The 20,820-nt window shown below is 72.0% G+C and carries 18 protein-coding genes; 10 read left to right on the top strand and 8 right to left on the bottom strand.

Going from position 1 to position 20,820, the window contains the following annotated elements:
- Nucleotides 1-44: 44 nt before the first annotated feature.
- Nucleotides 45-1,022: an ABC transporter ATP-binding protein gene (locus ACFV46_RS31050; protein ID WP_385500674.1), complete on the bottom strand. Its 978-nt coding sequence runs from the start codon at nucleotides 1,020-1,022 to the stop codon at nucleotides 45-47.
- A gap of 182 nt (nucleotides 1,023-1,204) precedes the next feature.
- Between ACFV46_RS31050 and ACFV46_RS31045 the strand changes: the two genes are divergently transcribed.
- Nucleotides 1,205-2,401 carry an RNA-guided endonuclease InsQ/TnpB family protein gene (locus ACFV46_RS31045; protein ID WP_385500673.1) on the top strand — a complete coding sequence of 399 codons (1,197 nt, stop codon included), beginning with the start codon at nucleotides 1,205-1,207 and terminating at the stop codon, nucleotides 2,399-2,401.
- Nucleotides 2,402-2,431: 30 nt separating this feature from the next.
- Here ACFV46_RS31045 and ACFV46_RS31040 read toward each other — a convergent pair whose 3' ends face one another.
- From ACFV46_RS31040 to ACFV46_RS31025, 4 genes are read right to left on the bottom strand one after another with little or no spacing between them, the layout of a single operon-like run.
- On the bottom strand, nucleotides 2,432-3,406 hold the full coding sequence (locus ACFV46_RS31040; protein WP_283286466.1) for an ABC transporter ATP-binding protein: 975 nt from the start codon (nucleotides 3,404-3,406) through the stop codon (nucleotides 2,432-2,434).
- Nucleotides 3,403-4,341 carry an ABC transporter permease gene (locus ACFV46_RS31035; RefSeq protein WP_385500671.1) on the bottom strand — a complete coding sequence of 313 codons (939 nt, stop codon included), beginning with the start codon at nucleotides 4,339-4,341 and terminating at the stop codon, nucleotides 3,403-3,405. Before ACFV46_RS31035 ends, ACFV46_RS31040 begins: the two co-directional genes overlap by 4 nt.
- A complete protein-coding gene (locus ACFV46_RS31030) occupies nucleotides 4,338-5,390 on the bottom strand; it encodes an ABC transporter permease (RefSeq protein WP_376729422.1) in 1,053 nt (350 codons plus the stop codon). Before ACFV46_RS31030 ends, ACFV46_RS31035 begins: the two co-directional genes overlap by 4 nt.
- Nucleotides 5,391-5,393: 3 nt before the next feature.
- Nucleotides 5,394-7,217, bottom strand: a complete 1,824-nt coding sequence (locus ACFV46_RS31025; protein WP_385500669.1) for an ABC transporter substrate-binding protein — start codon at nucleotides 7,215-7,217, stop codon at nucleotides 5,394-5,396.
- Nucleotides 7,218-7,530: 313 nt separating this feature from the next.
- Between ACFV46_RS31025 and ACFV46_RS31020 the strand changes: the two genes are divergently transcribed.
- The 5 genes from ACFV46_RS31020 to ACFV46_RS31000 are packed head-to-tail and all read left to right on the top strand — an operon-like array spanning nucleotide 7,531 to nucleotide 13,093.
- Nucleotides 7,531-9,153, top strand: coding sequence for an ABC transporter substrate-binding protein (locus ACFV46_RS31020; RefSeq protein ID WP_361937044.1), 1,623 nt, complete (start codon nucleotides 7,531-7,533; stop codon nucleotides 9,151-9,153).
- 7 nt (nucleotides 9,154-9,160) lie between these two features.
- A complete protein-coding gene (locus ACFV46_RS31015; RefSeq protein ID WP_151785688.1) occupies nucleotides 9,161-10,084 on the top strand; it encodes an ABC transporter permease in 924 nt (307 codons plus the stop codon).
- Nucleotides 10,077-11,081, top strand: coding sequence for an ABC transporter permease (locus ACFV46_RS31010; RefSeq protein WP_385500666.1), 1,005 nt, complete (start codon nucleotides 10,077-10,079; stop codon nucleotides 11,079-11,081). Before ACFV46_RS31015 ends, ACFV46_RS31010 begins: the two co-directional genes overlap by 8 nt.
- Before the next feature lie 7 nt (nucleotides 11,082-11,088).
- Nucleotides 11,089-12,063 (top strand): ABC transporter ATP-binding protein, encoded by a 975-nt coding sequence (locus tag ACFV46_RS31005; protein ID WP_376729419.1) that lies wholly within the window; start codon nucleotides 11,089-11,091, stop codon nucleotides 12,061-12,063.
- Nucleotides 12,056-13,093, top strand: a complete 1,038-nt coding sequence (locus tag ACFV46_RS31000; RefSeq protein ID WP_376729418.1) for an ABC transporter ATP-binding protein — start codon at nucleotides 12,056-12,058, stop codon at nucleotides 13,091-13,093. The genes ACFV46_RS31005 and ACFV46_RS31000 overlap by 8 nt, the downstream gene beginning before the upstream one ends.
- Before the next feature lie 148 nt (nucleotides 13,094-13,241).
- Here the strand turns inward: ACFV46_RS31000 and ACFV46_RS30995 are convergent, their stop codons facing one another.
- Nucleotides 13,242-15,362, bottom strand: a complete 2,121-nt coding sequence (locus ACFV46_RS30995) for a prolyl oligopeptidase family serine peptidase (RefSeq protein ID WP_385500664.1) — start codon at nucleotides 15,360-15,362, stop codon at nucleotides 13,242-13,244.
- Nucleotides 15,363-15,536: 174 nt separating this feature from the next.
- Between ACFV46_RS30995 and ACFV46_RS30990 the strand changes: the two genes are divergently transcribed.
- Nucleotides 15,537-15,731 carry a hypothetical protein gene (locus tag ACFV46_RS30990; RefSeq protein WP_003992731.1) on the top strand — a complete coding sequence of 65 codons (195 nt, stop codon included), beginning with the start codon at nucleotides 15,537-15,539 and terminating at the stop codon, nucleotides 15,729-15,731.
- A 51-nt stretch (nucleotides 15,732-15,782) separates the two neighbouring features.
- On the opposite strand, the gene ACFV46_RS30985 is transcribed toward ACFV46_RS30990, so the two are convergent.
- Together ACFV46_RS30985 and ACFV46_RS30980 are read right to left on the bottom strand one after the other, a co-directional pair.
- Nucleotides 15,783-15,989 (bottom strand): DUF397 domain-containing protein, encoded by a 207-nt coding sequence (locus ACFV46_RS30985; RefSeq protein WP_151785693.1) that lies wholly within the window; start codon nucleotides 15,987-15,989, stop codon nucleotides 15,783-15,785.
- The gene (locus ACFV46_RS30980; protein WP_385500662.1) at nucleotides 15,986-16,861 is read right to left on the bottom strand and encodes a helix-turn-helix domain-containing protein; all 876 of its coding nucleotides are present in this window, start codon (nucleotides 16,859-16,861) and stop codon (nucleotides 15,986-15,988) included. Before ACFV46_RS30980 ends, ACFV46_RS30985 begins: the two co-directional genes overlap by 4 nt.
- Nucleotides 16,862-17,061: 200 nt before the next feature.
- On the opposite strand from ACFV46_RS30980, the gene mshB reads away from it, so the two are divergent.
- The 3 genes from mshB (at nucleotide 17,062) to ACFV46_RS30965 (ending at nucleotide 20,777) form a co-directional block, all read left to right on the top strand.
- On the top strand, nucleotides 17,062-17,922 hold the full coding sequence (gene mshB / locus ACFV46_RS30975; protein WP_385500661.1) for an N-acetyl-1-D-myo-inositol-2-amino-2-deoxy-alpha-D-glucopyranoside deacetylase: 861 nt from the start codon (nucleotides 17,062-17,064) through the stop codon (nucleotides 17,920-17,922).
- On the top strand, nucleotides 17,919-18,320 hold the full coding sequence (locus ACFV46_RS30970) for a DUF6113 family protein (RefSeq protein ID WP_361937028.1): 402 nt from the start codon (nucleotides 17,919-17,921) through the stop codon (nucleotides 18,318-18,320). Before mshB ends, ACFV46_RS30970 begins: the two co-directional genes overlap by 4 nt.
- A 156-nt stretch (nucleotides 18,321-18,476) precedes the next feature.
- A complete protein-coding gene (locus ACFV46_RS30965) occupies nucleotides 18,477-20,777 on the top strand; it encodes a hypothetical protein (protein ID WP_385500659.1) in 2,301 nt (766 codons plus the stop codon).
- The last annotated feature ends 43 nt before the right edge of the window (nucleotides 20,778-20,820 follow it).

Genomic DNA, 20,820 nt, shown 5'->3' with positions numbered 1-20,820 from the left:
GGCGAGCGCCGCAGCAGGCGCTCGCCCCCGGTCCTCGTGCGTTGTCAGGCCCGCGTGGCCGCCCGCGCCCAGTGGCAGGCCACCTGGGCGTGCGCGCCGCCGTCGAGGATCTCCGGGTCCTCGGTGCGGCACGCGTCCGCCACCCCGGCCCGCTCCGCCTCCCCGCTCGCCAGCACCGGGCAGCGCGCGTGGAAGCGGCAGCCGCCCGGCACCCGTGACGGGTCCGGCGGTTCGCCGCTGAGGATCACGGGGGTGCCCGGCGCCTCGGGGAGGACCGACAGCAGCGCCCGCGTGTACGGGTGCCGGGGTGCTGTCAGGACCTGCTCGACGTCCCCGGTCTCCACGATCCGGCCCAGGTACATCACCGCCACCCGGTCGGCGATGTTCCACGCCAGCCCCAGGTCGTGCGTGACCACCAGCGCGGACAGCCCGAGTTCGGTGCGCAGCCGCAGCAGCAGCGCCAGGATCTCCCCGCGCACGGAGGCGTCCAGGGAGGCCACCGGCTCGTCCGCGACGAGGAGTTCGGGCGCGAGGACCAGCGCGCCCGCGATGACCACGCGCTGGCGCTGCCCGCCGGACAGCTCGTGCGGATAACGCAGGAAGAAGCGCTCGGGCGGCCGCAGCCCGGCCCGGGACAGTGCCTCGGCCACCGCCGCACGCTCGTCGCCGGTGTGCCCGTGGATGCGCAGCCCCTCCGCGACCGCCTCGTACACGGTGTGCCGGGGGTTCAGGGAGCCCGTCGGGTCCTGGAGGACCAGCTGGACGCGGCGCCGGTACGCCTTCAGGGCGCGCGCGTCGGGCCGTACCTCCTTCCCGTCGAAGACGACCCGCCCCCGCGTCGGCCGGACGAGCCCGAGCAGGGCGCGGGCCAGGGTCGTCTTGCCGCAGCCGGACTCGCCGACCAGCGCGACGATCTCCCCGGCCCCGATGTCCAGTTCGACACCGTCCACCGCGCGGGCGGGCGGGCCGCCGTGCCGGCCGGGGAAGGTGACGTGCAGGTCCCGCGCGCTCAGCAGGCTCATCGGGTCTCTCCTTCGTGGATACCCCTGCCTTCAGGCAGGGGTGGGGGTACCTCCCGCTTGCGGGGGAGAAACGAAGCTCCTGCGGAGCAGGGCAGGAAAAGCCGGCTCGCCGCCAGGGCGGACCGGCGTCCGCACCCAACCGCCCGCACTCCGTCACAAACTGATGGGCCAGTATGTGAACTGTGAAGACCGCACACGCGAAGCGGGCGTTCAAGTACCGCTTCTATCCGACCGATGCGCAGGCAGCAGAGCTGTCCCGCACGTTCGGCTGCGTGCGGAAGGTCTACAACCTCGCCCTTGCCGCGCGCACGGAAGCGTGGTCGCGGCAGGAACGGGTGAACTACAACCAGACATCGGCGATACTGACGGCCTGGAAGAAGACCGAGGAACTCGCGTACCTCAACGAGGTCTCCTCGGTCCCGCTCCAACAGGCCCTGCGGCACCTGCAGACGGCGTTCACGAACTTCTTCGGCAAGCGCGCGAAGTACCCGCGCTTCAAGTCGCGGAAAAGGTCCCGGAAGTCGGCGGAGTACACCACCAGCGCGTTCCGGTTCCGGGACGGGAACCTGACCCTGGCGAAGATGGCGGAGCCGCTCGGCATCGTGTGGTCCCGTCCCCTCCCCGAGGGTGCGTCGCCGTCCACGGTGACCGTGTCCCAGGACGCGGCCGGACGCTGGTACGTGTCCCTGCTGTGCGAGGACCCGTCCGTCCAGCCCCTCCCCGCCGCCAACGCGGCCGTCGGCATCGACGTCGGGCTCGACCACCTGCTGACCCTCTCGACCGGCGAAAAGGTCTCCAACCCCCGGCATGAGCGACGTGACCGCGTCCGCCTCGCCAAGGCCCAGCGCCGGCTTGCCCGCAAGGCCAAGGGTGACGGAGCGAACCGGGCCAAGGCCCGCCGGAAGGTCGCAAAGGTCTACGCCCGGATCGCCGACCGTCGCCGGGACCACCTGCACAAGCTCACCACTCGGCTCGTTCGTGAAAACCAAACGATCGTGATCGAGGACCTCGCCGTCCGGAACATGGTGAAAAACGGGAGCCTGGCTCGTGCCATCAGCGATGCGGCGTGGTCCGATTTCCGGAGCGTGCTGGAGTACAAGGCCCAGTGGTACGGCCGCGAAGTGATCGCGATCGACCGCTGGTTCCCCTCCTCCAAGCTGTGCTCGACCTGCGGCAGCTTGCAGGACAAGATGCCGCTGAACGTCCGCGAGTGGACGTGCGACTGCGGAACGACCCATGACCGGGACGTGAACGCGGCGAAGAACATCCTGGCCGTCGGGCTGACGGCGTCTGTCTGTGGAGCTGGCGTAAGACCTCAACGGAGCACTCCGGGCGGGCAGGCGGCGATGAAGCAGAAACCCCTACGGCGCGAGCCGTAGGAATCCCCCTCCTTCAGGAGGGGGAGGAAGTCAAGTTCCGCTCCTCGCGTCCTGGGCCGCGCCCACGTGCACACACGCCGCCCGTCGGCCCGTGCCCGACACGCGCAGCGCCGGGTCGTCCACCGCGCAGGAGTCCAGCGCGACCGGGCAGCGGGGGTGGAAGGCGCACCCGGAGGGCAGCGCCGACGGGTCGGGCGGGTCGCCCGGCAGGCCGCGCGGGGCGAACCGGGAGGCGGGGTCGCCGATCCTCGGGAACGCCTCCGACAGCGCCCGCGCGTAGGGGTGGCCGGCGTCCTCGTACACCGTGCGCGCCGGTCCCTCCTCGACCACCCGGCCCGCGTACATCACCGCCATCCGGTCGCAGGTCTCGGCGAGGACGGCGAGGTCGTGGCTGATCGCGACGAGCCCGAGCTCCTGCTCGGCGACGAGCCGTTCGATGAGCCGCAGGATCTGCGCCTGGATCATCACGTCCAGCGCGGTCGTCGGTTCGTCGGCGACGACCAGGCGGGGGTCGCAGGCCAGCGCCATGGCGATCATGACGCGCTGGCGCTGCCCGCCGGACAGTTCGTGCGGGTACGCCGACGCGCGCGCCGCCGGGAGCCCCACCTGCTCCAGCAGTTCCCCGGTGCGCCGCCGCGCGGCGGCCGGGGTCGCCCGGCGGTGCAGCAGGATCGGCTCGGCGATCTGGTCGCCGACGCGGTGTACGGCGTTCAGGGAGTGCATGGCGCCCTGGAAGACGATGGACGCTCCGGCCCAGCGCACCGCCCGCACCCGGCCCCACCGCATGGTGAGGACGTCCTCGCCGTCGAGCAGGACCTCGCCGCCGACCCGGGTGCCGGGCGGCAGCAGCCGCAGCAGGGCGAGCGCGAGCGTGGACTTGCCGCACCCCGACTCCCCGGCGATGCCGAGCTTCTGTCCGGCCTCCAGGGTCAGGTCGACCCCCCGTACGGCGGCCGCGCCGCCCGGGTAGGTCACCTCCAGGTTCCGGACCTCGAGAAGTGTCAACGGGCCACCCCCAGCCTGGGGTTGAGGACGGACTCCACCGCGCGCCCGCACAGCGTGAACGCCAGCGCGACGCCCGCGATGGCGAGGCCGGGCGGCACCAGGTACGACCAGTTCCCGGAGGAGACCGAGCCGGCCTCCCGGGCGTCCTGGAGCAGCCCGCCCCAGGACACGACGGTCGGGTCGCCCAGTCCCAGGAAGGCGAGCGTCGCCTCGGCGAGGATGGAGGAGGAGATCATCAGCGTGGTCTGGGCGAGGACCAGCGGCATCACGTTGGGCAGGACGTGCCGCACCATGATGTGCCGGTGCCCGCCGCCCAGTGCCCGGGCCCGCTCGATGTACGGCCGGGCCTCCACGGCGAGGGTCTGCGCCCGCACCAGCCGGGCCGTCGTCGGCCAGGACGTGACGCCGATGGCCAGCACGACCGTGCCCAGCGAGCGGGACATCACGGTGGCCAGCGCGATGGCGAGGACGAGCGTCGGCATCACCAGGAACCAGTCGGTGATCCGCATGACCACGGTGGCGTAGGCGCCCTTGAAGTGGCCCGCGGTGATGCCGGCGAGGGTGCCGATCGCGACGGACAGCGCGGCGGCGAGCAGCCCCACCAGCAGCGAGACCCGCGACCCCCACACCACCAGGCCGAGCAGGTCCCGCCCGAACCGGTCGGTGCCCAGCCAGAACTCCCCGCTGGGCGTCTCCAGCGGCTGTCCGGGCGCCCCGGTCACGCTGGACACGTCGGAGCCGACGGTGAGCGGCGCGGTCAGGGCGGCCAGAGCGAACAGGGCGAGCGCGGCCAGCCCCACCAGTCCGGCCCGGTGGGTGCGGTACTCCCGCCAGAAGCGCGCGGCGGACGCGCGGCGCCGGCGGCGGGCCAGCGTCCGCGGACTGGGCGCCTCGAGAGCACCGTCCTTGACGGGCTCCCCGGTCCCGGCCGTCATCGGCCCACCCGGGGGTCGAGCAGCGGGTACACGAGGTCGGCCAGGGTGTTCATGACGATCACCGTCCCGGCGAAGAAGAGGAACAGGCCCTGCACCAGCGGCAGGTCGGGGACGCTCAGCCCCTGGTAGAACAGTCCGCCGAGCCCCGGCCAGGAGAACACCGTCTCGACCAGGATGACGCCGGCGACCGTGCGGCCCAGGTTGACGAAGACGAGGGTCACGGTCGGCAGCAGCGCGTTGGGCACGGCGTGCCGGCGGCGCACCTGGTCGTCCCGGAGCCCTTTGGCGCGGGCCGTCGTCAGATAGTCGCCGCCCATCTCGTCCAGCAGCGCGGACCGCGCGACCAGCAGGGTCTGGCCGTACTCGACCGCGACCAGCGTGACGACGGGCAGGACCAGGTGGTGGGCGACGTCGAGGACATGGGCGAAGCCCTCCTCGCCGCCGGACTCCATGCCACCGGTCGGGAACAGGCCCGGGATCGGGCCGATGCCGACGGAGAACACGATGATCAGCAGCAGGCCCAGCCAGAACGACGGCACGGAGTACAGGGTCAGCGCCAGCCCGGTGTTCAGCCGGTCGCCGAGGCCGCCGTGCCGCCAGGCCGAGCGGGTGCCCAGCACGATGCCGAGGAGGGTGTAGAGGACGAACGCGGTGCCGGTGAGCAGCAGCGTGTGGGGCAGCGCCTCGGCGATCTTGTCGGTGACGGGCGTGTGGAACTGGTACGACGTCCCGAGATCGCCGGTGAGCGCCTTGCCGCAGTACTCGGTGAACTGCTGCCACAGCGGCAGGTCGAGCCCGAACTCACGCCGGTAGGCCGCCAGTTGCTCGGCCGACACCGGCCGGCCGCCGGTCATGGTCTTCACCGGGTCGCCGGGGATCAGCCGGAACAGGAAGAACCCGGTGACGAGCACGGCGAACAGGGAGACGGCGGCGCCGGCGACCTTGCCGGCGCCGTAGCGCAGATAGCGCGTGGTGGTGCGCGCCCGCGGTCCGGGGACCGCGGGCGCGGCGGCCTCGACGGCCGCGCTGAGGGGTGCTTCGGCGGTCATGGGCTACTCGCGGTCCTCTGCGGTGGACCGGCGCCGCAGCGCGAGGAAGGCGCCCGCGCCGACCAGGACGACGACACCGGCGACGATGCCGACGACGACCCCCGTCGAGCCCGAACCACCGGAGCCGTCCGTGTCCGCCGGGGTGGCCGACCACCAGCTCCAGTAGCCGTCCTGCCCGTAGATGTTGCCCGCCTTCTTCGGCATCGTGGTGATGGAGGCGATCTGGTCGGTGCGGTAGGCCTCGACGGCGTTCGGGTAGGCCATGACGTTCATGTAGCCGAGGTCGTACAGCCGGGACTGCATCTGCTTGACCAGGCCGGCGCGCTTGGCCGGGTCGTACTCGGCGAGCTGCTTGGCGTACAGCTCGTCGTACTGCTTGTCGCAGATGAAGTTGTCGGTGGCGCCCGTGTCCTTCGGGGTGGCGGGCAGCGCCCCGCAGGTGTGGATCGACAGCACGAAGTCGGGGTCGGGGTTGACGGACCAGCCGTCGAAGGCGAGGTCGTACTGGCCGGCCAGCCAGGGGTCGGTGACGTTGTCCACGCAGTTCAGGGAGACGCCGATGCCGAGCTCGCCCCACCACTCCTGGAGGTACTGGCCGATCGCCTTGTCGTTGGGGTCGGTCGCGTGGCACAGCACCCGGTAGTCGAGCGGCTTGCCGTCCTTGCCGACGCGCTTGCCGTCAGCGTTCTTCTTGTACCCGGCCTCGTCGAGGAGCTGAGCCGCCCTCGCGGGGTCGTAGGCGAGTTCCTGGCCGTCCGACGGCTTCCAGAAGTAGGAGCCGAAGCGCGGCGGTATGTATCCCTCGCCCTGCACGGCATAGCCCTGGAAGACCTTGTCGACGACGGTCCTGCGGTCCACGGCCATGAACAGCGCGTGCCGCACCCGCTCGTCCTTCAGGGACGGGTCGCCGTCGCCGAACGTGTCGCCGTTCTTCGCCCGGGCGCCGGGGTTGACGGCCAGCGCGTAGAAGCGGCGGCCGGGGGCGTCGTTCACCTTGATGTTCTTCTCGCCCTTGAGCGAGGACGCCTGGGCGGGCGTGAGGGCCGGCGACCCGGAGACGAAGGAGACCTCGCCCTTGCGCAGGGCGGCGACCGCCGCGTCCTGGTCCTTGTAGTAGCGGAAGACCAGCTCGTCGAACTTGGGCGCCCCGCGCCAGAAGTCCTTGTTGGCCTTCAGTCGCACATAGCTGTCGGGCTTGTAGTCGGTGAGGATGAATGGCCCGTTTCCGACGATGGGGAAGTTCTTGTCGTTGTTGAACTCGGAGTAGTCGTCGACCTTCTCCCAGACGTGCTTCGGCACGATCGGCACGTCCAGTGCCGTCATCGTGGCCTGCGGCTTCTTCAGCTCGATGACCAGCTCGGTGGGGCTCGGGGCGGTCACCTTGCGGAAGTTGGCGACGAAACTGCCGTTGGCGGTCGCCGCGTCCGGGTCGGTCATCATCGTGTTGAACGTCCACGCCGCGTCCTCGGCCGTGGCCCGCTTCCCGTCCGACCACGTGGAGTCGGAGCGGATCGTGTAGGTCCAGGTCAGCTTGTCCGGCGACGACGTCCACTTGGTGGCGAGGGCGGGGATCGCCCGGGCGTCCTTCGCGTCGTAGTTGGTGAGGTACTCGTACGTCAGCCGGTGGATGCTGGTGCTCAGGAGCCGCTGGGCGAGGAACGGGCTCAGTGAGTCGACGCTCTGTGCGACTGCGACGGTGAGGACCTTGTCGCCGTCCGCGGCCGCCGCCTGCTGCGGCACCAGCCCGGCCGCCAGGACCAGGGCGGCGGCTCCGGTGGCGGCGGCCAGACGCCGCCGCGCTCTGCCGTGCTGCTCGGAAGTAGTCATGTGTGACCTCGCGTCATCGCTTGCAGAGGGACGGCCTGTTGGACTGTCAGCGCGTTCATGCGCACGTCAATGGCGCATGAAACCCCATGTGGCCTGCGGAAACAATGAAGTGATGAGATTGAGACAGCCACTGGTCCAGACCGCTGAAGAGCCCCTGGTGGCGGCCTGACGCCCTGGCGGGGACCGTGCGGCCGAACGGGCCAACCCCCTCCCCGGATGGACTCCGTGCGCATGCGCGCCGCCCACGCGGCTGCCGATAGTGGCTGGCAGGGCAGGGCGTCGACCGGGCGCCGCGGTCACGAGGAGGCATCCGATGCGCGCAGCCAGCTACGCCAGATGGGCCGCGGGCGCGATGGCCGTTGCGCTCGCGACGACCGCCTGCGGAGGCGGCGCCGACGCCGGGGAGGGCGGCGCGGTGCTCAGCTCCTCCTGGACGGACCCGCAGAACCCGCTGGAGCCGGCCAACACCAACGAGGTGCAGGGCGGCAAAGTGCTGTCCATGATCTTCCGGGGCCTGAAGCAGTACGACCCGAAGACCGGCGAGGCGAAGGACATGGTCGCCGAGCGCATCCAGACGACCGACTCGCAGCACTACACGATCACCCTGAAGGACGGCTGGACGTTCAGCGACGGCGAGAAGGTCACCGCGAAGTCGTTCGTGGACGCCTGGAACTACGGGGCGAGCCTGGAGAACAACCAGAAGAACGCCTACTTCTTCAGCTACATCGAGGGCTACGACCAGGTCCACCCCGAGCAGGGCGGGCAGCGGGCGAAGACCATGTCCGGCCTGAAGGTCGTCGACGAGCGGACCTTCACCGTCACGCTCAGCCAGAAGTTCTCCGGGTTCCCGGACACCCTCGGCTACAACGCGTTCGTCCCGCTGCCGCGCGCGTTCTACGAGGACCACGCCGGCTGGCTCGCCAAGCCCGTCGGCAACGGGCCGTACACCGTGCAGGCGTACACCAGGGGCTCGGAGATGCGGCTGGTGCGGTGGGACGCCTACGCCGGGCCCGACGCGGCCCGCAACGACGGCGTGACCCTGAAGGTCTACACCGACAACAACACGGCCTACACCGACCTGATGGCCGGCAATCTCGACCTGGTCGACGACGTCCCCGCCCAGCAGCTGAAGAACGTCCGCGCCGACCTCGACGGCCGCTACCTCAACACCCCGGCCGGCATCATCCAGACCCTGTCCTTCCCGCACTACGACAAGCGCTGGACCGGGCCCGGCGCGGACAAGGTCCGCAAGGGCCTGTCCCGGGCCATCGACCGCGAGCAGATCACCCGGACCATCTTCCAGGGCACCCGCACCCCGGCCACCGACTGGACGTCACCGGTGCTCGGCGCCGAGGGCGGCTACAAGGCCGGGCTGTGCGGGCAGTGGTGCGCGTACGACGCCGCCGCGGCCCGGAAGCTGATCGAGGAGGGCGGCGGGCTGCCCGGCGGCCAGGTCAAGATCACGTACAACGCGGACACCGGTTCCCACAAGCTGTGGGTGGACGCCGTCTGCAACTCCATCAACAACGCGCTGGGCGACGACAAGGCGTGCGTCGGCAACCCGATCGGCACCTTCGCCGACTTCCGCAGCAAGTCCACCACCCAGAAGCTCGCCGGGCCGTTCCGGGCGGGCTGGCAGATGGACTACCCGCTGACCCAGAACTTCCTCCAGCCGCTCTACTACACCAACGCCTCCTCCAACGACGGCAAGTGGTCCAACGCCGAGTTCGACCGGCTCGTCGACCGGGCGAACGCCGAGACGGACCCCGCCGAGGCCGTGAAGCTGTTCCAGCAGGCGGAGGAGGTCGTCCGCGACGAGATGGCGGCCATCCCGCTCTGGTACCAGAACGGCAGCGCCGGCTGGTCCGAGCGCCTGTCGGACGTGACCCTCAACCCGTTCAGCGTCCCCGTCTACGAACAGATCAAGGTCGGCTGAGCCCGCCATGGGACGGTACGTCGTCCGGCGCCTGGTGCAGATGGTCCCGGTGTTCATCGGGTCCACCCTGCTGATCTTCCTCATGGTGAACGTGATGGGCGATCCCGTCGCGGGGCTGTGCGGCGACCGCCAGTGCGACCCGGCGACGGCCGCCCGGCTCCGCCAGGAGTTCGGCCTCGACCAGCCCGTGTGGCGGCAGTACCTGACCTACATGGGCAACGTGTTCACCGGGGACTTCGGGACCGCGTTCAACGGCCAGGAGGTCACCGAGCTGATGTCCACGGCCTTCCCGGTCACCCTCCGGCTGACGGTCGTGGCGGTCTGCTTCGAGATCCTCATCGGGGTCACCCTCGGCGTCCTCACCGGCCTGCGCCGCGGCCGTCCCGTCGACACCGGCGTGCTGCTGCTCACCCTCGTGGTCATCTCCGTCCCCACGTTCGTCACCGGCCTGCTGCTCCAGCTGTGGCTCGGCGTCGAGTGGGGCTGGATCAGGCCGTCGGTGTCCCCGGCCGCCCCCTTCGGGGAACTGCTCCTGCCGGGCCTCGTCCTCGCCTCGGTGTCCCTCGCCTACGTCACCCGGCTGACCCGTACGTCCATCGCGGAGAACCGGCGCTCCGACTACGTCCGCACGGCCGTCGCCAAGGGCCTGCCCCGGCGCCGGGTCGTCACCCGGCACCTGCTGCGCAACTCCCTCATCCCCGTCGTCACGTTCGTCGGCGCCGACATCGGCTTCCTGATGGGCGGCGCGATCGTCACCGAGCGGATCTTCAACATCCACGGCGTCGGCTACCAGCTCTACCAGGGCATCGTGCGTCAGAACACCCAGACGGTCGTCGGCTTCGTGACGGTCCTCGTCCTCGTCTTCCTGCTCTGCAACCTGGTCGTCGACCTGCTGTACGCCGTACTCGACCCGAGGATCCGCTATGCCTGAACAGCCGTTCCCGCCCGAAGGGGTGATCGCCGGCGGCGGCGCGACGGACCTGGGCGCGGCCGAGGCGGGGACGGTACGGCTCCCGCCGGCCGCCCCCGACGGCGCGGGCGAGCCCGCCCCGCCCGCGGCCGGCCCGGCCGAGGCCGCCGACCGGCCCCGCAGCCTGTGGTCGGACGCCTGGCGCGACCTGCGCCGCAACCCCGTCTTCCTGGTCTCGGCCCTGGTCATCCTCTTCCTGGCCGTCATCTCCGTATGGCCCTCCCTGATCGCCTCCGGCAGCCCCCTGAAGTGCGACCTCGCCCGCGCCCAGCAGGGCTCGGCGCCCGGCCACCCGTTCGGCTTCGACGGCCAGGGCTGCGACGTCTACACCCGCACGGTGTACGGCGCCAGGACGTCCGTCGTCGTCGGCGTCTGCGCCACGCTGGGGGTGGCCCTCCTCGGTTCGGTGCTGGGCGCGCTCGCCGGGTTCTTCGGCGGCTGGTGGGACGCCGTGCTGTCCCGGATCACCGACGTCTTCTTCGCCATCCCGGTCGTCCTCGGCGGCCTGGTCCTGCTGTCGGTGGTGACCGCCAACTCGGTCTGGCCGGTGGTCGGGTTCATCGTGCTGCTCGGCTGGCCGCAGATCTCCCGGATCGCCCGGGGCTCGGTCGTCACCGTCCAGCAGAACGACTACGTCCAGGCCGCGCGCGCCCTCGGCGCCTCCCCGGCCCGGCTGCTGCTTCGGCACATCGCGCCCAACGCGGTCGCCCCGGTGATCGTGGTGGCGACGATCGCACTGGGCACGTACATCGCCCTGGAGGCCACCCTGTCCTACCTCGGGGTGGGCCTGAAGCCGCCGAGCGTGTCCTGGGGCATCGACATCTCGGCCGCCTCCCCGTACGTCCGCACCGCCCCGCACGCGCTGCTGTGGCCCTCGGGGGCGCTGGCGGTCACCGTCCTGGCCTTCATCATGCTGGGCGACGCGGTGCGCGACGCCCTCGACCCGAAGCTGAGGTGAGGGCGCGATGCTGCTCGACGTACGTGACCTGAAGGTGGAGTTCCGGACCCGGGACGGGATCGCCCGTGCCGTCAACGGAGTCAGTTTCGGCGTGGACGCGGGGGAGACGCTCGCGGTACTCGGCGAGTCCGGCTCCGGCAAGTCGGTGACCGCGCAGGCGGTGATGGGCATCCTGGACTCGCCGCCGGGCCGGATCACCGGTGGCGAGGTGCTGTTCCAGGGGCGGGACCTGCTGAGGCTCGGCGAGGAGGAGCGGCGGCGGGTCCGCGGCGCCGGGATGGCGATGATCTTCCAGGACGCCCTGTCGTCCCTGAACCCGGTGCTCACCGTCGGCGACCAGCTCGGCGAGATGTTCGTCGTGCACCGGGGCATGTCCCGCAAGGACGCCCGCGCCAGGGCCGTGGAACTGATGGACCGGGTGCGCATCCCGGGCGCCCGCGAACGCGTGAAGCAGTACCCGCACCAGTTCTCCGGCGGCATGCGCCAGCGCATCATGATCGCCATGGCGATCGCGCTGGAACCGGCGCTGATCATCGCCGACGAGCCGACGACCGCCCTCGACGTCACCGTGCAGGCACAGGTCATGGACCTGCTCGCCGAGCTGCGGCGGGAGTACCGGATGGGGCTCGTGCTGATCACCCACGACCTCGGGGTGGTCGCCGACGTCGCCGACCGGATCGCCGTGATGTACGCGGGCCGGATCGTGGAGTCGGCGCCGGTCCACGACATCTACAAGGCGCCCGCCCACCCGTACACCCGGGGCCTGCTCGACTCCGTCCCCCGGCTCGACCTCAAGGGCCGGGAGCTGACCGCGATCAGGGGGCTGCCGCCCAACCTCACGCGCATCCCGCCCGGCTGCGCCTTCCACCCCCGCTGCCCGATGGCCCGGGACGTCTGCCGCTCCGACGAGCCCCCGCTGTACGCGGTCTCCGAAGTGCGCGGCAGCGCCTGCCACTTCCGGACGGAGTGCCTGCATGCCTGAGGCGATCCTCGAGGTCGAGGGACTGGTGAAGCACTACCCGCTCACCCGGGGCGTCCTGCTGCGCAGGCAGGTCGGCTCGGTGCGGGCGGTCGACGGCGTCGACCTCACCCTCCACCGTGGCGAGACCCTCGGCGTGGTGGGGGAGTCCGGCTGCGGCAAGTCGACGGTCGCCCGGATGCTGGTCAACCTGGAACGCCCGACGGCCGGGACCATCCGGTACCGGGGCGAGGACGTCACACGGCTGTCGGGCCGCGCCCTGAAGGCCGTGCGCCGCAACATCCAGATGGTCTTCCAGGACCCGTACACCTCGCTCAACCCCCGGATGACGGTGGGCGACATCGTCGGGGAGCCGTACGACATCCATCCCGAGGTGGCCCCGAAGGGCGACCGGCGCCGCCGGGTGCGCGAACTGCTCGACGTGGTCGGGCTGAACCCCGAGCACATCAACCGCTACCCGCACCAGTTCTCCGGCGGGCAGCGCCAGCGCATCGGCATCGCGCGCGGCCTGGCGCTGCGCCCGGAGATCATCGTCGCCGACGAGCCGGTTTCCGCCCTCGACGTCTCCGTGCAGGCCCAGGTGATCAACCTGATGGCGCGGCTGCAGCGGGAGTTCGGCCTGTCGTACGTCTTCATCGCCCACGACCTGTCGATCGTCCGGCACATCTCGGACCGGGTCGGTGTGATGTACCTCGGGCGGATCGTGGAGACCGGCGGGGACGCCGAGATCTACGACCATCCCACGCACCCCTACACCCAGGCGCTGCTCTCCGCGGTCCCCGTCCCGGACCCGCGGGCCCGCACCCGCCGTGAGCGGATCGTCCTCAGCGGCGACGTCCCGTCCCCGACCCAGGTGCCCTCCGGCTGCCGTTTCCGCACCCGCTGCTTCAAGGCGCGGGAACGCTGTGCCGAGGAGGTGCCGGTGCTCGCGGTGCCGGAGCCGCTGCGCGCGGCGGGGGGTCCGGCGGCCCATCCGTCGGCGTGCCACTTCGCGGAGGAGAAGCAGGTGGTGACCGCGGAAGCCCGCCCGTAACACCGCAAAGGGCCACGAACCGCGTTAACACGCAGGCAACTCGACCGACCCGGTTCCGATATACGGACGCGTCAGGCTGAACAGCGTACGGCCGTGCGGGTGCCGTAAACGGACCGGGGTGCCCATGGGCACCCCGGTCCGTTGCCTTCTAGGCCGGCCCGAGCGACCGCTTGAGGAAGTCGAGCTGGAGCAGCAGCAGGTTCTCGGCGACCTCCTCCTGCGGGGTCATGTGCGTCACGCCGGACAGCGGCAGCACCTCGTGCGGGCGGCCGGCGGCGAGCAGGGCCGAGGAGAGCCGCAGCGAATGGGCGACGACCACGTTGTCGTCCACCAGGCCGTGCACGATCATCATCGGGCGGTGCGGCTCGGCCGCGTCCACCAGACCGGCGTCGTCGATCAGGGAGTTGCGCCGGTAGACCTCCGGCTGCTCGCCGGGGTGCCCGACATAGCGCTCCTGGTAGTGGGTGTCGTAGAGGCGCAGATCCGTCACGGGGGCGCCGACGACGGCCGCGTGGAAGACGTCGGGGCGGCGCAGTGCCGCGAGGCCCGCGAGGTAGCCGCCGAAGGACCAGCCCCGGATCGCTACCCGTCCCAGGTCCAGCGGGAACCGCTCGGCGAGGTCCTGCAGGGCGTCGACCTGGTCCTGGACGACGACCGCCGCGATGTCGTCCTTGACGGCCTTCTCCCAGGCCGGAGAGCGGCCCGGGGTGCCCCGGCCGTCCGCGACGATCACGGCGAAGCCCTGGTCGGCGAACCACTGCGAGGTCAGATGCGGGTTGTGGGCGGCCACCACCCGCTGCCCGTGCGGGCCACCGTACGGGTCCAGGAGCACCGGCAGGGGGGTGTCACCGGCGTAGTCCCGAGGCATAAGCACGGCGCACGGGATACGCCGTGCGCCCCCCTCGGTGAGCGTGAGCCGGGGAGTCACTCCAGGATCTTCGGCATGCGACCGGACCAAGCCAATCGCCTTGCCGTCGCGCAGCACCTGGACCCGAGCCCCGGGTCGGTCCGGCGTGTGGGAGACGAGCACGATCACGCCTCCGGAACGCACCGCCGCGTGCACGCCGGGCTCCTGCGAGACGCGCTCCACGCCGAGCTCGTTCACCCGGTACACATGGACCTCGCCGATCTCGGGATCGGTCGCGGAGGCACCGGCCGACGCCGAGACCAGCACATCGTCGTCGGACACGTCGAGCACCGCGCGCACATGCAACTGCGGACCCGTCAGCGGGCGTTCACCCACCGCCAGCACCCGGGCGCCGCCCTCGTCGGCGATGCGCACCAGGTGACCGGACGGGCTCCAGCACGGCACACCGGGGAAAAGTTCCAGCCATTGTGGATCTTCGTCGGCGTGCACCATCCGGGTCGTCCCCGTCGCCGGGTCCACGGCCAGGAACAGCTGGCTGCGCTGGTCGCGCGCCTGGACGAGCAGCAGCGGCGCACCCGCCGCCGACCAGTGCACGCGCGCCAGATACGGATACCGCGCCCGATCCCAGGAGACCTCCGTGCGCGCCCCGTCCAGGCCGATCACGAAGAGCCGGACCTCCGCGTTGGGCGTCCCCGCCGCCGGGTACGGCACCTGCCGCGGCGCCCGGTCGGGGTGGGCCGGGTCGGAGATCCACCAGCGCCGCACCGGGGTGTCGTCCGCGCGCGCGACCAGCAGCCGGTCCGACTCCGGGCTCCACCAGTACCCCCGGTGACGGCCCATCTCCTCGGCCGCGACGAACTCCGCCAGGCCGTAGGTGACCCCGTCCGACTCCGGTTCGGCGAGCGCCCGGTCGTCCTCGCCCTCCGCGCCGACCACCCGCAGCGCGCCCCGTGCGACGTAGGCCACGTGCCGTCCGTCGGGCGAGGGGTGCGGGTCGATCACCGGTCCGCGGACCTGCAGTTCACGGGCCGTGCCGGCCCGCAGCTCCGCCGTGAACAGGCGCCCCGACAGGGCGAACGCGGCCAACTCGACGGCCGCGTCGGTGCCGTAGGACACGATGCCCGCGCCTCCCTCACGGCTGCGTTCGCGTCGCGCGCGCTCCTCGGGCGGGAGGTTCTCCGACGCCCCGCCCAGCAGGGCGCGCGGGTCCGCCGTCACGCGCTCCTGACCCTCCGCCGTGTCGAGCACCCACAGCGAACTCGCCGGGTCCGTACCGGAGGAGGAGCGCAGGAACACGGCACGGGAACCGTCGGGCGCCACCGTGAACGCGCGGGGCGCTCCCAAGGTGAACCTCTGGGTGCGGGCGTGCCGCCTGGGGAAGGAGACTGGCTCGGTCGTCATGCCCCGACCATATTGGCCAGTGCGCCCCCTTGTGCGGCTGTGCGCCGACCGATGCGCACGTACCGATCGTTATGATCACTGTCGCATAGTGGGTATGAACCTGCTGGCTTGCTGCATGGATTTATCTGCCCCCATAGACCGACCCCCGCTTGGGATTCTTGGAGGTGAGCCGCCGTGGCACTCTCGATTTCGGCGGTGGTGCTGCTGGCGATCATCGTCTTCCTGTTGATCAAGAAGTCAGGGCTGAAGGCGGGCCATGCGATCGTCTGCATGCTGCTCGGTTTCTACCTGGCGTCCTCGACCGTCGCGCCCACGATCAGTGAGCTGACGACGAACATCGCGGGCATGATCGGCAGCATCAAGTTCTGAGCCGCCCGCCCCACTCGGGCTCCGCACCCACCGGTCCGGAGCCCGCCCCACTCACCGCCCGGCGGCGTACGCCACGAACCCGGCCCAAGCCGCGGGCGTGAGCGCCAACCGCGGTCCGGCGACGTCCTTGGAGTCCCGGACGTGGACGGTGCCCGGGGTGCGGGCGACCTCCACACAGGAGTCGCCGTCGGGGCCGCTGCTGTAACTGCTCTTGCGCCAGGCCAACTCGTAGGCGTGTCCGGCGGTCTCGCGGATCATGTCTCTCCCAGCAGTCGTTCGATGAGTGCCAGTGACTCCCGCGGCGGGAGCGCCAGCGCCCGGATGGTGCCATAGCGCAGTTCGAGGACGCGGAGCTGCCTCGGGTCGGACGTCGGCCGGCCGTTGAACGCACCGTCCGAACGTCCCACGGCTGTTCCGTCCTCGAACTTGAGCACTTCGATCCGCCCGCTCAAGCCGGGATGGGCCGCGCTGTCCATCGGCATCACCTGGAGGGCGACGTTGCTGAACCGCCCGACCTCCAGAAGGCGTTCGAACTGCTGTCGCCGCACCATTGTGCCTCCCACCCTGCGGTGGAGCGTCGACTCTTCCAGGACGAAACTGAGAGCAGGGGCCGGTGAGCGGTCGAAGACGGAGTGCCTGGCGATACGCGCGGCCACGCGCCGCTCCAGGTCCTCGGGTGAGTAGGCGGGCTGCCACGATTCCAGCAGCGCCCGCGTGTGTCCGGCGGTCTGCAGCAGCCCGGCGATATTGCTGCACTCGTACACCCCGATCTCGACGGCCCGCGCCTCCGACTGGGCCAGGTCCCGCACCTTCTTCGGGTACCGGACCTTCCTCACGTCCTCCTTCATCGCGGCGAGCAGCCCGCCGGCGCCCAGCACCTCGTCCGCCAGATCCAGGTACTCGGGCCGGGGAATCCGCTTCCCGGCCTCGATCTTGTAGACCATGTCCTCGCCGTACCCCACGGCCTCCCCGAACGCGGCGGCCCGCATCCCGACCGCCTCCCGCCGCAGCTTGAGCTGCCGCCCCACGGTCGCGACGACCGCCAGACCCCAGTCGTCGTCCGGATCCACCTCCCAACCCGGCTCGTCCGCCTCGCTCTTGAGCCGCCGGATCTCCCCGTCCACCGTCATGTCGCGCCCCTCCGTCGTACGGCCGTGCCGCCCCGCTCCGTACCCGCCCGCCCGGCACCGACAAGCCCGGACACCACCGGACAGCCACCGGACAGATCACCGACCGCGACGACTCCGTCACGGAAACGGTAGACGCCGGTCGTGGACGTGGACGACGGGCCGCCCGGTGACGGCCGCCGTGGCCTCGTAGGCTGGCCCCCATGACGGAACTGCCTGCCCGGCGTCTTCTCCTCGTGCACGCGCACCCGGACGACGAGTCGATCAACAACGGCGTCACCATGGCCACGTACGCGGCCGAGGGGGCGCGGGTCACGCTGGTCACCTGCACCCTCGGTGAGCACGGCGAGGTCATCCCCGCCGGGCTGCGCCACCTCACCGGCGCCGCGCTGGGCGAGTACCGCCTCGGCGAGCTGACCGCCGCGATGCGCGAGCTCGGCGTCGAGGACTTCCGTCAGCTCGGCGGTCCGGGCCGTTACGAGGACTCCGGGATGATGGGCACCGCCGACAACGACGACCCGGCGTGCCTGTGGCGGGCGGACCTGGACGAGGCGGCCCGCGCGCTCGTGGACGTCATCCTGGAGGTGCGCCCCCAGGTCCTCGTCACCTACGACCCGAACGGCGGCTACGGGCACCCCGACCACATCCAGGCCCACCGCGTCGCCATGCGCGGCGCCGAGCTGGCCGCCGAGGCCGGCTGGCGCATCCCCAAGGTCTACTGGAACCGCGTCCCGCGCACCGCCGTGGACGAGGCGTTCGCCCGGCTCCAGGCGGACCTGCCCGGTCTGCCGTTCACCAAGTCCGCCACGGCCGCCGACGTACCGGGTGTCGTCGAGGACGAGCGCGTCACCACCGTGATCGACGGCACCGAGCGCGCCGCCGCCGCCAAGGCCGCGGCGATGCGGGCGCACGCCACCCAGATCGACGTGTCCGGCCGGTACTTCGCGCTGTCCAACGAACTCGCCCAGCCGCTGCTGACCACCGAGTACTACGAGCTGGCCCAGGGGGAGCCCGTCGGCGCCCCCGAGACCGACCTGTTCGCGGGGATCGAGGAGACGTCATGAGTTCGATGCTCGCCCGGCCGCTGAAGGCCCCCTCAGCCCTCCGGGTCCTCGCCTACCTCGGGCTCCTCGTGCTCGGCGCCCTGGTCGGGATCGCCGGGGCGCTGGTGCAGCCCGCCTGGTTCCCGGGCGGCCTGCTGCTCGCGCTCGCGGGGGAGGCCGGGCTGATGCTCGGCGCCGCCCGCGCCACGGGCAGCCGGGGCGGGGCCGTCGCCGCCGCCGCGGGCTGGGCGATCACCGTCATCCTGCTCACCGCCAGCCGCCCCGAGGGCGACTTCCTCTTCGGCACAGGCGCCTCCGCCTACCTCTTCCTCCTCGGAGGGATGGCCGTGGCTGTGATCTGCGCCACCCTTGCCCCGCTACGGCAACCGGGTGGTGACGGGGTCCGACTTGGCAAGTGACGTACCACTTCTTCATACCGTGCACGTGCGAGTCCCGTGTGGGTTTCCCAGGCGGTCGTGGGATACGCGTCAGAAGTGGCCAGTATGGTGGTGCGCGCCGCCGAGCCGCCCGACGCAGTGAGGTACGGGCGGCGGAGCCAACCGGGAGAACCTGCCTTGAGTCGTGAAACTGACACTCCGTCCTCCGGGCCCGACGGGCGCGGCGGAGCCGCATACCCTTCGGGGACGCCGCCGTACGGGACCCCCGTGGCTTCCGAGAGCGGTGCGGCCGCGGCCCGTTCGGGCGCGCCGGAGGAACGCAAGACCGAGACCACGCTGACGACCCGCATCCGGATCAACATCCCCGGATCACGGCCGATCCCGCCGGTCGTCGTGCGCAAGCCCGTCTCCGACAGCGGGAAGCCCGGCGCCGCCGCGGACACCCCGGAGCCCCAGGCGCCGGCCGCACCCGCCGCGAGCCCGGCCCCCGCCGAACCGGCGGCCGAACCCGCGGCTCCGGCGGAGGAGAAGGCCAGCGACTGGTTCGCTCCGCGCAAGTCCCCGTCCGCGAAGGGCCCGCAGAGCGGACCGTCGGGCAACGGGACGGCTGCGCCCACCGGTTCGGGACCGTCCGCCACCGGCCCCAAGGGCCCCGGCGCCGGTTCGGGACGCCCCGGTGGCGTCGTCGGCTCGGTGAACGTGCCCGGCGCCCGCACCGAGGGCGGCCCCCGCCCGTCCGGCGGCACCGGCACGGGGCTGCCCGGCGCGACCGGCGGCCCGGTGGCCCCGGGCCACGGCGGCGGCACCGGCTCCTTCGACGTCACCGAGGCGCTCGCGGCCGGACCGCGCGGCGGCACCGGCCCGTCCGGCGGTCCCGGCGCGCGTCCGCCCGCCGGTGAGGCCCGCCGCGACGACCTGCCGTACTTCTCGGAGAACGGCTCCAGCGGTCCGAACGGCCGGCCCGGCCCGAACGGCAACGGCCCCCAGGGCGGTTACAGCGGTCCCGGCAACATCGACCCGGCCGCCGACTTCAACGCCCCGGACAGCCCCGGCGGCCCCGGCGGCATCGACGACTTCAACGGGCCGAACGACTTCGGCCCCGGCGGCCCCGGCGGCGGCCCGCAGGGCCCCACGGGCCCGACGACCGGCCCCGTCACCGGCGACGGCCCGCCCGTGCCGCCGCTCGCGGGCGGCGGAGCCGGCAGGTCCCGCGGGCCCATGGGCTCCGGCCCGGCCGGTCCCGGCGCCCCCGGCATCCAGGCGGGCCCGGGCCGCCCCGGCCCCGCGGGACCCGGCACCGCCCAGTACGTCCCCGGCGGCGGCCTCAGCGACGACACCGCGATCCTCACCCCGCAGAAGCACGCCCCCGAGCCCGGGCACCCGCACTTCGGCGTCGCGGACAACGTCTCCGGGCACACCGTCACCAGCGGCATCCCGGTCGTGTCGGGCGGCCCGCAGGGCGGCTCCCGGGGGCCGGGCACCGGCGCGCCCGAGCCGGCCGCGCCGAGCACCCCTGCGGCCCGCGCGCCGAAGAAGAAGGGCCGCAGCAAGCTCGCGCTGCTCGGCGGCGGCCTGGTCGTCCTCGCGGGCGGCCTGTACGGCGCCGGTCTGCTGATGAACCACACCGACGTGCCCAAGGGCACCACCGTGCTCGGCGTCGACATCGGCGGCGGCACCCGCGACGACGCCGTCAAGAAGCTCGACGACGCCTTCGAGGACCGGGTCGGCAAGCCGCTGAAGCTGTCGGTGGGCGGCCGGACCGTCCCGCTGGACCCGGACAAGGCCGGGCTCCAGTTCGACATGCAGCAGACGGTGAGCGACGCCGCCAGCAGCGACTACAACCCCGTCTCCGTCATCGGCTCCCTGTTCGGCAACCAGCGGGTCGTCGAGCCGGTCATGCCCACCGACGAGGAGAAGCTGCACGCCGCCCTCCAGGCCGCCTCCGGCGGCAGCGGATCGGTGACCGAGGGCACGGTCTCGTTCAAGACCGGCAAGGCGGTCGCCGTGTACGGCAAGCCGGGCGCCGGCATCGACGTCGCCCGCTCGACGTCCGCCGTCGAGGCGGCGTACCGCACCCAGGTGGAGACCGGCCGGGCGGCGGCGGTCCAGGTGCCGACGACCACGCGGCAGCCGACCGTCGGCAAGGCCGAGGTCGACCGGTTCATGAAGGAGTTCGCCGAACCGGCGATGGCCACCAAGGTGACCATCCAGACGGACGCCGCCCACAGCATCCAGTTCGGCTCGCTGTCCCTGCCGAAGATCCTCGGGGCGAAGGCCGTCGACGGCAAGCTCGTCGACACCTACGACCTGAAGGCCCTCAAGACGGCCTACGGCACCACCTTCGCTGGGGTGCAGATCAACGGCGCCAGCGGCAAGCGGGACGTCCTCCCGGAGGACGTCGCCTCCGCCCTGCGCAAGGCACTGCGCGGCAAGACCCCGGCGGAGCGCACGGTCACCATCGACACCGACCCGAACTAGTCACGGCGCGGCGGGCCAGGGGGCACACGGCGGGCGCCGGGTA

This window comes from Streptomyces sp. NPDC059852 (genome assembly GCF_042731455.1).
GTDB lineage: Bacteria > Actinomycetota > Actinomycetes > Streptomycetales > Streptomycetaceae > Streptomyces.
This window is presented reverse-complemented; position numbering and strand designations above follow the sequence as displayed.

What these genes read in the sequence shown, in the direction of transcription:
- ACFV46_RS31010 (WP_385500666.1), top strand. Translation starts at nt 10,077, where the DNA reads ATGCCTGAACAGCCGTTCCCGCCCGAAGGGGTGATCGCCGGCGGCGGC.
- ACFV46_RS30970 (WP_361937028.1), top strand. Translation starts at nt 17,919, where the DNA reads ATGAGTTCGATGCTCGCCCGGCCGCTGAAGGCCCCCTCAGCCCTCCGG.
- ACFV46_RS31015 (WP_151785688.1), top strand. Translation starts at nt 9,161, where the DNA reads ATGGGACGGTACGTCGTCCGGCGCCTGGTGCAGATGGTCCCGGTGTTC.
- ACFV46_RS30985 (WP_151785693.1), bottom strand. Translation starts at nt 15,989, where the DNA reads ATGATCCGCGAGACCGCCGGACACGCCTACGAGTTGGCCTGGCGCAAG.
- mshB (WP_385500661.1), top strand. Translation starts at nt 17,062, where the DNA reads ATGACGGAACTGCCTGCCCGGCGTCTTCTCCTCGTGCACGCGCACCCG.
- ACFV46_RS31025 (WP_385500669.1), bottom strand. Translation starts at nt 7,217, where the DNA reads ATGACTACTTCCGAGCAGCACGGCAGAGCGCGGCGGCGTCTGGCCGCC.
- ACFV46_RS31000 (WP_376729418.1), top strand. Translation starts at nt 12,056, where the DNA reads ATGCCTGAGGCGATCCTCGAGGTCGAGGGACTGGTGAAGCACTACCCG.
- ACFV46_RS31005 (WP_376729419.1), top strand. Translation starts at nt 11,089, where the DNA reads ATGCTGCTCGACGTACGTGACCTGAAGGTGGAGTTCCGGACCCGGGAC.
- ACFV46_RS31030 (WP_376729422.1), bottom strand. Translation starts at nt 5,390, where the DNA reads ATGACCGCCGAAGCACCCCTCAGCGCGGCCGTCGAGGCCGCCGCGCCC.
- ACFV46_RS31020 (WP_361937044.1), top strand. Translation starts at nt 7,531, where the DNA reads ATGCGCGCAGCCAGCTACGCCAGATGGGCCGCGGGCGCGATGGCCGTT.
- ACFV46_RS31050 (WP_385500674.1), bottom strand. Translation starts at nt 1,022, where the DNA reads ATGAGCCTGCTGAGCGCGCGGGACCTGCACGTCACCTTCCCCGGCCGG.
- ACFV46_RS30995 (WP_385500664.1), bottom strand. Translation starts at nt 15,362, where the DNA reads ATGACGACCGAGCCAGTCTCCTTCCCCAGGCGGCACGCCCGCACCCAG.
- ACFV46_RS30980 (WP_385500662.1), bottom strand. Translation starts at nt 16,861, where the DNA reads ATGACGGTGGACGGGGAGATCCGGCGGCTCAAGAGCGAGGCGGACGAG.
- ACFV46_RS31035 (WP_385500671.1), bottom strand. Translation starts at nt 4,341, where the DNA reads ATGACGGCCGGGACCGGGGAGCCCGTCAAGGACGGTGCTCTCGAGGCG.